Here is a 10,782-nt window from a genome sequence, read left to right on the forward strand (position 1 = left end):
AGCCGGGACGGAACCTGCCCGGCTGCCCGAAAGCATTGGATTGCGCCGGCTTGGTTCTCGCTCGGCGCGTCGTGCGTGCTTGGTTCTCGTAACGCACGGTACGCAGCCTACCCGATTGTTTGGGCGGTCTTTCGTACTGGAGGCGAAACCTCGTTCCTTGCCCTGCTCCGCAGGGGCTCGATTCCTCCCCCGCCTGAGGGCAGGGGCGTCCTCGAAGGAGACCAGGTGAGCAGTCCCCCACCACCGTGGCACTGGCAGACACTGGACCGCGCGGCCGATCTTGACCCGGTGCCCCCGGCGATCGAGGAGACGCACGCCCAGGACTGGTGCAACTTCGTGCTGTGGCGGCCGTCCCGGCTGCCCGCAGGATGCGACACCAGCATCGGAACACTGCGCCGCGAGGCACCCCCCGGCCGGGTCGAGGCCGAGGGCCGGACCCCGTGGAGCGACGCCAACCCCGCCGGCTACCGCACCGAGATCTCCGGCGGCGGACGGCGGCTGCGCCTGAAGCAGTTCCTGTACGACTGGGCGTTCCCGGCCGCCGACCACCCGTGCCTGTGGGGCAGCGAGACCCGGCCGGCCGAGATCGGCGCCGGCCGCGTCATCTGGCTCGGCACCGACTACCTGGGCCACCGGGCCGCGAGCGCCCGGCTGGCCCGCACCACGGTCGAACTGTCGGTGCTGGAGGGCGATTTCACCGACGACGAGATCGTCGCGCTGTTCGCCGCCCTGCGCCCGGCAGTGCCGGACGCCGTGCCCAGGGTGCTGGCCACCCCGTTCGCCGAGCTGAGCTACTGGGCCAGGCACCCGGCCGACATGGTGTCGGTGCCCACCGGCGTGTTCCACTTCCACCGGCGCGGGCGCGACCACGAAGGCGACTGGGTCCCCTCCGAGAAGGTCGCGCCGTTCCTCACCGCCCAGGGAGTGCCGGTGACGGCCGGAGAGTTCGGCGCCGAGAGCGCCGCGACCTTCGGCGACGGCGCCGCCGCCCGGGAACTGGACGTCGTCTACTCCTCGCCGTCCGGCGGCGAGCTGCGCCTGACGGCGCAACGCACCGGCGGCGGCCGGCTCGCCTTCCCTCCGGAGCGGGACAAGCACCCCGCCGCCGCCGAGATCCGCGACCTCGGCGGCCGACCGGTCCACCTCGGCTACCTCAGCGCCGAGTACGGGGCCTGCGACGCCTGGTGGCAGCACCCCGACGGGTACGACCTCAGGCTGCTCGGCAGCGCGGGAGCGGGCCTGGGACGGGAGGCGTTCTACGGCCTGGTCACCGACATCGACGGCGCGCTCCGGCTCGCCGGCCGTGCGCAGGTGCTGGGGTGACCGCGGCGGGCCGGCCGGTCCTCGACCCCGCCACCGGCCGCACCGTCACCCACGTGCCGGACACCGACGCGCCCGGCGTCGCCGGCGCCGTGGCCCGGGCCGAGGCGGCGTTCCACGACGTCTGGGCCGACACGTCCCCGGCTCGGCGCGCCGGCCTGCTGCGCGACCTCGGCGACGTGCTGCGCGAGGACCGCGACGAACTCGCTGCCCTGGAACGGCTGGGCGCGGGCAAGCCCACCGCACGCGCCGCGGGAGAGGTGGACTTCGCCGCCCAGGTGGTCGACTGGTTCGCGGCGGCGGCCCGGTACCCGGTGGGGGAGACCCATCCGGCGGGCCCCGGCATGCGCACCTACACCGACCGGGTGCCGGTCGGGGTGTGCGCGGCCATCGTCCCCAACAACTACCCGCTGCTGCTGGCCGTCTGGAAGATCGCCGCCGCGCTGGCCTACGGCAACACGGTCGTCGTCAAACCGGCGCCCGAGACGCCGCTGTCGGTGCGCCGCCTGGTCGGCCGCGCCGGCGAAGTGCTTCCCGAAGGCGTGCTCACCGCCGTCTACGGCGGCGCCGCGACCGGCCGGCTGCTGTGCGACCAGCCGGCCGTCGGCATGGTCTCCTTCACCGGTTCGACGGCGGCGGGGCGCGAGGTCGCGCGGCGCTGCGCGGACGGCCTCAAGCCCGTCTCCCTGGAACTCGGCGGCAAGAGCCCCGTGGTGGTCTTCCGCGACGCCGACCTCGACGCGGCGGCGCGGGCGGTCGTCACCGGCTTCACCGGAAACACCGGGCAGGTGTGCGTGGCGGGTTCACGTCTGGTCGTGGACCGCGCCGTGCACGAGGAGTTCGTCGGCCGGGTGGCCAAGCTGGCCGCTGACCTCAGGGCCGGGCCGCCGAAGGACCCCGGCACCGACCTCGGCCCGCTGATCAGCCGGGCGGCCGCCGACCGGACGGCCGAGGTGGTCGCCCAGGCGGCGGCGCGAGGCGCGCGGGTGATCCTCCCGCCCGGTCGCTCCTCGGTCCTGCACGATCTCGACGGCGGGTTCTTCGTCCACCCGGCGATCGTCGACCGCGTGCCGTTCGACAGCCGCGCCTGGCGGGAGGAGATCTTCGCGCCGGTGCTGTCCGTCGCGACGTTCGACACCGACGACCAGGCCCTGGCCCTCGCACACGACACCGCGTACGGACTGTCGGCGTCGGTGTGGACCTCGGACGCCGACCGGGCCGAGCGCTTCGGCCGGGCCCTGCGCGCCGGCCTGGTGTGGGTCAACACCTGGGGAGACACCGAGGAGACGGTCAGTGTCTCGGGCCTCGGCCAGTCCGGATACGGCCGCGAGCTGGGCATCCACGCGGTGGAGGGCTACACCAGGCCCCGCGCCGTCTGGGTGGCCCACCGTCCGGGGCGGTAGGCCCCCATGGCGTGGACCGGCTCCCCGCGGTTCGACTTCCGCAGCGACACCCGCACCCTGCCGGACGCGCGGATGCGCCGGGCGATGGCCGAGGCGGACGTCGGCGACGACGTGTACGGCGACGACCCGACGGTCGCCGTGCTGGAGGAACGGGTGGCCGAACTGCTCGGCACCCAGGCCGCACTGCTGACGCCCACCGGCACGATGGCCAACCTGCTCGCCCCGCTCGCCGCGTTTGGCCCGCCCGGGTCGCCCGCCCCGCGGCTGATCGCCGGCGCGGGCACCCACATGGCGTTCCTCGAACCGGACGGGCTGCGCCGCTTCGGCGGCGTCGAACTGCTACCGGTGGCGCAGCGCCCCGACGGCCTGCCCGACCCCGACGCCCTGGCCGAGCTGCTCGGCACCGGGGCGGGCCCACCGACGGTGGTCTGCGTCGAGAACACCAGCATGATGAGCTCCGGCAACGCCCTGGACACCGAGGCGATGCGCGCGGTCGCCGCGCTGGTCCACCGGCACGGCGCGCATCTCCACCTCGACGGCGCCCGGCTCGCGAACGCGGCGGTGGCCCTCGGGGTGCCGCCCGCGGAGCTGGCCGGGCCGGCGGACAGCGTCGCCTTCTCCGTCTCCAAGGGGCTCGGCGCCCCGGCCGGCGGGCTGCTGTGCGGATCACGCGAGTACGTTGCGCGCGCCCGCGAGCTGAGGGGGTGGCTGGGCGGCAGCCTGCACCAGGCGGGCGTCCTCGCGGCGCCCGCCCTGGTGGCGCTCGGGCGCCTGCCCGACCTGGCCGCCGACCACGAGACGGCCGCGGCGCTCGCCTCCGGACTCGCCTCGGTGCCCGGTGTCGAGGTGATGCGCCCGCCGCGGCCGACCAACATGGTCATGGCGCGGCTCGCCGGGCTGCCCCCGGACGCGTGCGCCGAGCGCCTGGCCGGCCACGGGGTCGGCGTGCTGCCGCTGCCGAACGGGCACGTGCGCTTCGTGACCCACCGGGCGCACGACATGATCGGGGTACGCGCGGCCGTCAGGGCGCTGGCGGCCGTGGCGGCCACCGTGCCCCAGGACCGGCCGACGGCCCCGGCATGGACGGAGGAAGCTTGACTTCCTCTCCCTCGTGAACGAGGGGGATTCCTACGGCTCACGCCGTGGGGTTTTCTGCTTCACTGCCGACTGCCCGCCCGGAGTTCTCCGTTGAGGTCTTACACCGGCTCCACAGACAGACACCGCCAGCCCGGCGGCCAGAAGGTTCTTCGCCGCGTTCACGTCCCGGTCATGGGCCGTGCCACAGCTGTCACACGTCCACGTGCGCACGTTCAGCGGCATCTCCGGCTGGAGGGTGCCGCAGTGGGAGCACAGCTTGGAGGAGGGGAAGAAGCGGTCCACCGCGACCACTTCCCGCCCGTACCAGCCGGCCTTGTACTCCAGCATGCTCCGGAACTGCGACCACGCGGCATCGCTGATGGCGCGGGCCAGGCTCCGGTTCTTGACCATGGTGCGTACGGTCAGATCCTCGATCACGAGCGTTTGGTTCTCACGCACGAGTCGAGTGGTCAGTTTGTGCAGCACATCGCGCCTGCGGTCGGCGATCCGAGCGTGGATCTTCGCGACCTTCGCCCAGGCCTTGCGCCGGTTGGCCCCGTCCCCCTTGGCTTTGCGGGACAACTCCCGCTGGGCCTTGGCCAGGCGCTCGCGGTCACGGCGCTCGTGCCGGGGGTTGGCGATCTTCTCCCCGGTCGAGAGGGTGAGCAGGTGGTCCAGGCCGACGTCGATGCCGACGGCCGTATCGGTGGCCGCGAGCGGCTTCACCCGCGCATCCTCGCACAGCAGCGAGACGAACCAGCGTCCCGCGCCATCCCGGCTCACGGTCACCATGCTCGGCGATGCCCCGTCGGGCAGCGGGCGGGACCAGACGATGTTCAGCAGGTCGGTCATCTTCACCAGTGTCAGAGAGCCGTCACGGTACCGGAACGCCGAGGAGGTGTACTCCGCGCTCGCACGGGACTTCTTCTTCACCTTGAAGCGCGGGTACTTGGCGCGTTTGGCGAAGAAGTGCGCGAAGGCGGCCTGCAGGTGCCGCAGCCCCTGCTGCAGTGGAACGGAGGAGACGTCGTTGAGGTAGGCCAGCTCCTCGGTCTTCTTCCACGCGGTCAGCATGGCCGAGGTCTGGTTGTAGTTGACCCGCTCCTGCCGCGCCCAGGCCTCGGTACGGGCCGCGAGCGCCATGTTGTAGACCTTGCGCACGCATCCGAACGTGCGCGACAGCTCGGCTGCCTGCGCATCGGTCGGATAGAAGCGGTACTTGAACGTCCGCTTCACGTGAGTGGCCATGGCTCACAAACTAGTACGGCAACTTGTGACCGTGCTGCGGTAGTTGATGGTGGACGCCGATCCGCCCGGAGGGCGAATCGGCTTTCCCTGCCCTGCTCCGCAGGAGTCCGATTCATCCCCCGCCTGAAGGCGGGGGTATCCACGGAGGAATTCTGATGACAACGAAGCCACCAGCGCGCGGACTTGAGGAACGGCTGCGGGACACTCGGGCAAGACTGGAGAACGACGTCGACCTGTGGGTGGCCACGGCGGGCGACTCGCGCGGCGTCCACCTGATCCCGCTGTCCTACCTGTGGGACGGGACGGCGATCGTCGTCTCGACGCCCCGCGACTCGGTCACCGGGCGCAACCTGCTGGCGGACGGCCGGGTGCGGCTGGGCCTCGGCCCGACGCGCGACGTCGTCATCGTCGACGGGGTCGCGGAGCCGGTGGACGTGAGCGAGCTGGGCGCCAAGACGGGTGACGCCTTCGCGGCCAAGACCGGGTTCGACCCGCGCAAACTCGACGACCCCTACCAGTACTTCCGCATCCGGCCCCGGCGCATCCAGGCCTGGCGGGAGTCGAACGAGCTGGCCGGACGCGGCCTCATGCGCGACGGCGTCTGGCTCGGCTGACCCGCCCGCCCCGGCCTCCCACGGCCACCCCCGCCGGGCCGCTCACCCCGGTGACCGGCCCGGCGCGGCCGCGGTCCAGTCGTGCTTGACCGGTGCTGAAGAGGACTTTGCCAGGCTGCGACTGGCAAGGCATCGGTCGATCCTAAAGGGGCGAATATGGGAGCCATCGAGGTTCCGGTTCTGATCGTGGGCGGTGGCGGATGCGGTCTGTCCGCCTCCGTCTTCCTGTCCGACCAGGGCGTCGATCATCTGCTGGTGGAACGGCACCCGGACACATCGAGGGTTCCTAAGGCGCACTACCTCAACCAGCGCACGATGGAGATCTACCGGCAGCACTCGGTCGCCGACGACGTGCTCGCCGAAGCGGCGCCGCTGGAGAAGTTCGGCAAGGTGCGCTGGCAGACCACACTCGCCGGCGACGGCCCGCTGGACCGGCGTCTGATCCACGAGATGGATGCCTTCGGCGGCGGTGAACTGCGCGAGACCTACGCGGCCGCCGGGCCCGTCCTACCCGCCAAGCTGCCGCAGATGTGGCTGGAGCCGATCCTGCGCCGGCACGCGGAGGACCGCAATCCCGGGCGGATCCTGTTCCACCACGAGGTGACCTCCTTCTCCGACCAGGGCGACCATGTCGTCGCCGAGGTGCGCAACCTGGACACCGGAGAGACCACCACGGTCACCTCGCAGTACCTCATCGGGGCCGACGGCGGCCGCATGGTCGGGGCCGAGGTCGGCATCCAGATGCAGGGCCCGCCCGGGCTGGTCAACACCACGACCGTGTACTTCTCCGCCGACCTCTCCCAGTGGTGGGAGGAGGGCACGCTCATCACGCACTTCCTCAGCCCGGAGGACCCCGACCTGTCCAGCAACCTCATCGAGATGGGGCCGCGCTGGGGCAAGGAGTGCCAGCAGTGGGGCCTGCACTTCGCCCCCGGCCCGCCCGGCCGCTGGGACACCGAGACGGCCGTCCCCAGGATCCGCGAGCTGCTGCGCATCCCGGACCTGGAGGTGACGGTGCACAAGGTGACGGACTGGATCGTGCACGCCCACCTCGCCGACCGCTACCGGGTGGGCCGTGTCCTGATCGCCGGCGACGCCGCGCACCGCCAGCCCCCCGCCGTCGGCCTCGGCCTCAACACCGGGATCCAGGACGCGCACAACCTGGCCTGGAAGCTGGCCGCGGTGCTCGGCGGCCGCGCGGCCGACAGCCTGATCGACACCTACGAGACCGAGCGCCGGCCCGTGGGCCGGGAGAACGTCGACTGGGCGGTGTCCGCCGCCGTCCACCACCAGGCGGTCATCGACGCCGTCGGCGCCGGCCACAACATCCCGGCGGGCCGCCGCAAGCAGCGGCTCGAGGCGTACTTCGACCCCTCGCCGCTCGGCGACACCGTGCGGGCGCGCGCCCTGGAGATCTTCCACACCCACCGCGGGGGATGCCAGTCGCTCGACATGGAGGTGGGCTTCCACTACGAGGACGGCGCGCTCGTCGCGGACGGCACCGAGCCGCCCGCCCGCGTCCCCATGCGCAACGAGCACCGGCCCACCTCCCGCCCCGGACACCGGCTGCCGCACGCCTGGATCACCACCGGCGGCCGGCGCCTGTCCACACTCGACCTCACCGGCAGGACCGACTTCACGCTGATCACGGGCCCGCAGGGAACGCCGTGGTGCGAGGCGGCCGCACGGGTGGCGGAGAAGTTCTCCGTCCGCATCGGCACCGTCCGCATCAGTGCCGGCGGCGAGTACGCCGACACCGACGGCGGCTGGGAGGCGGTCCGAGAGATCACCGACGCCGGCGCGCTCCTGGTCCGCCCCGACCAGCACGTCGCCTGGCGCAGCACGGGCGGCAGCCAGGACCCCGAACAGGTCCTGGCGGAGGTGTTCGCCGCGATGCTGGACCGCTGACACAGAGACAGACAGCAGAAGCGGCCGTGCCCGGGAATCGGGCACGGCCGCTTCGACGCGGGCCGGGGCCGGTTCAGCTGTTTCTGGCGGGGAGCCCCGGGCCTTCAGGCCCGGGAGGAATCGCCTCCTCGACCACGGCGCCGCGCGGCGGCGCCGTTTCACTGCGGGTCCTGTCTCGCGGCTGGCCAGAGGGTGATTGCCGACACTCGGTGGTGCTGCGCATTGGTAACTGCAGCCCGATGCGGGGCCGTTGTCAGTGTCGGGGAGTACGGTTCGTCGCGTGAAGATCGTCGTGCAGGTCAAGTTGCTGCCGACCGCCGAGCAGGCGGCCGCGCTGCGATCGACCCTGCACGAGTGCAACGACAGCGCGAACTGGGTGTCCCAGGTCGCGTTCGACCGCGGGGTGCCGCGCGAATACGAACTGCGGAAACACACGTACGCCGAGCTGAAGGCCCGTGGGCTGGGTGCGCAGGCGGCGCAGCACGTGATCAAGAAGGTCCGTGACGCGTACACGACCCTGCACGCGAATATCAAGGCGGGGAATCTCGGAAAACGGCGTTCGAAGCGGCGGGTCCGGGCGGAATCGAAACCGATCACGTTTCGGGCCGGCGCTGCGCAGCCGTACGACGATCGGTGTGTCAGCTGGCAGCATGATGCGGGCACCGTATCCATATGGACGACCGCGGGCCGGCTCAAGGGCGTGAGGTTCACCGGTTCCGCAGACCAGCTCAAGACCCTGCGAGGGTACCGCCAGGGCGAGTCGGACCTCATCGAACGCGACGGCGCCTTCTATCTCCTCGCGACGTGCGAGGTTCCCGAAGCCGAGCTCAATGCGAACCCGGACGGGTTCCTCGGCGCCGACCTGGGTGTCGTCAACATCGCGACGACGTCCGACGGTGACGTCTTCGCAGGCCGGAGACTGAACCGGTACCGGGCCCGACAGCTCAGGTTGCGGGCCAAGCTGCAGAAGAAGGGCACGAAGTCCGCGAAGCGCCGCCTGAAGCAGCGCTCGCAACGTGAGCGGCGGTTCGCCGCGGACACCAATCACGTCATCTCGAAACGCATCGTGGCAGAGGCTGAACGCACCTCGCGCGGCATCGCCCTGGAGGACCTCCAGGGCATCCGGTCGAGGGTACGGCTCAGAAAGCCCCAACGGGCCGCGGTGCACTCTTGGGCATTCGCCCAGCTCGGACAGTTCCTGGCCTACAAGGCACGCCGTGCCGGCGTGCCCCTGGTGTTCGTCGACCCGGCGTACACCAGCCAGCAGTGCTTCGAGTGCCATCACATAGACAAGCGGAACCGGGCCTCGCAGGCCCGGTTCCGATGCAGGTCGTGCGGCGTCGTTGCGCACGCCGACCTGAACGCTTCCCGCAACATCGCCCGCAAGGGCGAGGCTGTGTGGAATGCGGGGCGTGAGTCACGCGTCCCAGCCCCTGCCTAGCAAGGGCTCAGATGCGGGAGGTCACGCGGCAGCCAGCCGCGCCCTACCTGCAAGCCCGGTCCTTCAGAGCCGGGTCAAGTTGACGCTCCGACCGCCACCGAACGGGCCGCGGCGTTCTGCTGCACCCAGGCCAGCACCTGGTCGGTGGCCTGCCGTGCGGAGGCCATGCACACACCGACGCCCACGCCGTCGTAGAGGGCTCCGCACACCGCGAGTCCGGGCTGGGCGGCCACCGACTCACGGATCCGCCGCACCCGCTCGAAGTGGCCGACGGTGTACTGCGGCAGGGCGTCCGCCCAGCGGCTGACCCGGCTCGCCACCGGGGCACCGCGCACGCCGGTGGCCTCCGCGAGCTCGGCCGTCGCCAGCGCCACGAGGTCGGCGTCGTCGCGCCCCAGCAGGTGTTCCTCGCCGAACCGCCCGATCGAGCAGCGGACGATCTCCACCTCGCCGGCCAGGTGCGGCCACTTCACCGTGGTGAACGTGACCTCCTTGACCGCCTTCCCCTCCACCGCGGGCACCCGGTAGGCGGCGTAGCCGCGGCCCGCGAGCGGGCCGGGGAACGCCGAGCGCGGGTAGGCGAGCGTCACCATCGCCACGCTCGAGTAGGGCACCTCGGCGAACGCCGAGACGGCGGAGGCGGTTCCGGGCACCCCGGCGAGCAGCTTGCCCGCGGGCCCCGCCGGCACGGCGATGACGACCGCGTCGGCGTCGATGTGCTCCTGGCCGCCGGCCGCGCCCACGCTCACCCGCCAGCCGCTCGCGCTCCGGGTGAGCTCCCGGACGGGGGCGTCGGTGCGCACCGACGCGTCGGGCGCCGCCGCCAGCACCTCGCGCACGAGTACGGGGGGCAGGGATCCGAACCCGCCGTCGAGGGTCGCCACCCGCACCGGCGGCGGCTTCTGCCCCTCGGCGAGCACAGGCGTCAGCGAGCCCGCCGCGTCCGCCAGCGACACGTGCGTACGGGCCGCCTTGGCCAGCGGTGTCAGGGTGGCCTCGAACGACAGGTCGGCGGCGCGGCCGGAGAACACCCCGGCGAGGAAGGGCTCGACCAGACGGTCCACGACCTCCTGGCCGAAGCGCCCGCCGACGTAGTCGGCGACCGAGACGTCACCGTCCCGGTCGAACGACGGCAGCACCAGGTCCTGCCGGGCCCGCTCGACGCCCTCGGCGGAGACGACGCCGGAACGGGCGAGGTCGTCCATGTCGCAGGGCACGCCCATGAACTGACGGTCCGGCTGCTGCCGGATCTCGCCCCTGGTCCAGATCGCCGACGCGGTGACGCCGGCCGACATGATCTTCTCGCCGAGCCCGGCGTCCGCGATCAGCCCGGTGGTCCTGCGCCGGTTGGCGTACAGCGACTCGGCGCCCTCGTCGACCGCGACCCCCGCCACCTCGGAGACCGACAGCTTCCCGCCCAGCCGGGACGACGCCTCCAGGACCGTCACCCGGACCGGCTCGTTGCGGAGCCGGAACGCCGCCGCCAGTCCCGCGATACCACCCCCGATGACGACCACATGGGGCTTTCCACTCACCTGATCCTGTTCGGTGCCAGCCATTCCACCAGATCCTTCGCGGTTAGTGTCGTAGAGGCCGTCTCGGCGCCGGCGCCCGGCGTCAAGACAGGCCCTGGCAGTCTGGCCGGGGGGCCCAGCCCCCCGGTCGAGAGCGCCTAGAGGGCCCTGCGGGCGGTGCCGAACCAGCGGTCGAGGGCCTGGGTGAGGTCGTCGGTGGTGCCGGGGGAGGTCCAGGCGACGTAGCCGTCGGGGCG

Annotated in this window: 9 protein-coding genes; 6 read left to right on the forward strand and 3 right to left on the reverse strand. The window is 72.3% G+C overall.

Annotation, left to right across the window (positions count from 1 at the left end; genetic code table 11):
* The first annotated feature begins 225 nt into the window (after nt 1-225).
* The 3 genes from BZY54_RS51010 to BZY54_RS25350 are packed head-to-tail and all read left to right on the forward strand — an operon-like array spanning nt 226 to nt 3,821.
* Nucleotides 226-1,323, forward strand: coding sequence for a hypothetical protein (locus BZY54_RS51010; protein WP_158103914.1), 1,098 nt, complete (start codon nt 226-228; stop codon nt 1,321-1,323).
* Nucleotides 1,320-2,723 (forward strand): aldehyde dehydrogenase family protein, encoded by a 1,404-nt coding sequence (locus BZY54_RS51015; RefSeq protein WP_158103915.1) that lies wholly within the window; start codon nt 1,320-1,322, stop codon nt 2,721-2,723. Before BZY54_RS51010 ends, BZY54_RS51015 begins: the two co-directional genes overlap by 4 nt.
* Nucleotides 2,724-2,729: 6 nt before the next feature.
* On the forward strand, nt 2,730-3,821 hold the full coding sequence (locus BZY54_RS25350) for a threonine aldolase family protein (protein WP_086727638.1): 1,092 nt from the start codon (nt 2,730-2,732) through the stop codon (nt 3,819-3,821).
* 30 nt (nt 3,822-3,851) lie between these two features.
* Here BZY54_RS25350 and BZY54_RS25355 read toward each other — a convergent pair whose 3' ends face one another.
* Nucleotides 3,852-5,048 carry an RNA-guided endonuclease InsQ/TnpB family protein gene (locus BZY54_RS25355; RefSeq protein ID WP_086727639.1) on the reverse strand — a complete coding sequence of 399 codons (1,197 nt, stop codon included), beginning with the start codon at nt 5,046-5,048 and terminating at the stop codon, nt 3,852-3,854.
* A 155-nt stretch (nt 5,049-5,203) separates the two neighbouring features.
* On the opposite strand from BZY54_RS25355, the gene BZY54_RS25360 reads away from it, so the two are divergent.
* The 3 genes from BZY54_RS25360 (at nt 5,204) to BZY54_RS25370 (ending at nt 9,011) form a co-directional block, all read left to right on the forward strand.
* Complete coding sequence (locus BZY54_RS25360) at nt 5,204-5,662, forward strand: pyridoxamine 5'-phosphate oxidase family protein (protein ID WP_086727640.1); 459 nt, start codon at nt 5,204-5,206, stop codon at nt 5,660-5,662.
* Nucleotides 5,663-5,818: 156 nt separating this feature from the next.
* Nucleotides 5,819-7,570 (forward strand): FAD-dependent monooxygenase, encoded by a 1,752-nt coding sequence (locus BZY54_RS25365; protein ID WP_086727641.1) that lies wholly within the window; start codon nt 5,819-5,821, stop codon nt 7,568-7,570.
* 280 nt (nt 7,571-7,850) lie between these two features.
* Complete coding sequence (locus tag BZY54_RS25370; RefSeq protein WP_086727642.1) at nt 7,851-9,011, forward strand: RNA-guided endonuclease InsQ/TnpB family protein; 1,161 nt, start codon at nt 7,851-7,853, stop codon at nt 9,009-9,011.
* A gap of 74 nt (nt 9,012-9,085) precedes the next feature.
* Here the strand turns inward: BZY54_RS25370 and hemG are convergent, their stop codons facing one another.
* Complete coding sequence (hemG, locus tag BZY54_RS25375; RefSeq protein WP_086727643.1) at nt 9,086-10,570, reverse strand: protoporphyrinogen oxidase; 1,485 nt, start codon at nt 10,568-10,570, stop codon at nt 9,086-9,088.
* A gap of 113 nt (nt 10,571-10,683) precedes the next feature.
* Nucleotides 10,684-10,782, reverse strand: a 99-nt coding sequence (locus BZY54_RS55120) for an aromatic-ring hydroxylase C-terminal domain-containing protein (protein WP_341868708.1), incomplete at its 5' end; no start/stop codon positions are given.

Origin of the sequence: Streptomyces carpinensis (genome assembly GCF_002154505.1) — a bacterium.
GTDB lineage: Bacteria > Actinomycetota > Actinomycetes > Streptomycetales > Streptomycetaceae > Streptomyces > Streptomyces carpinensis.

What these genes read in the sequence shown, in the direction of transcription:
- BZY54_RS25355 (WP_086727639.1), bottom strand. Translation starts at nt 5,048, where the DNA reads ATGGCCACTCACGTGAAGCGGACGTTCAAGTACCGCTTCTATCCGACC.
- BZY54_RS25350 (WP_086727638.1), top strand. Translation starts at nt 2,730, where the DNA reads ATGGCGTGGACCGGCTCCCCGCGGTTCGACTTCCGCAGCGACACCCGC.
- hemG (WP_086727643.1), bottom strand. Translation starts at nt 10,570, where the DNA reads ATGGCTGGCACCGAACAGGATCAGGTGAGTGGAAAGCCCCATGTGGTC.
- BZY54_RS25360 (WP_086727640.1), top strand. Translation starts at nt 5,204, where the DNA reads ATGACAACGAAGCCACCAGCGCGCGGACTTGAGGAACGGCTGCGGGAC.
- BZY54_RS25365 (WP_086727641.1), top strand. Translation starts at nt 5,819, where the DNA reads ATGGGAGCCATCGAGGTTCCGGTTCTGATCGTGGGCGGTGGCGGATGC.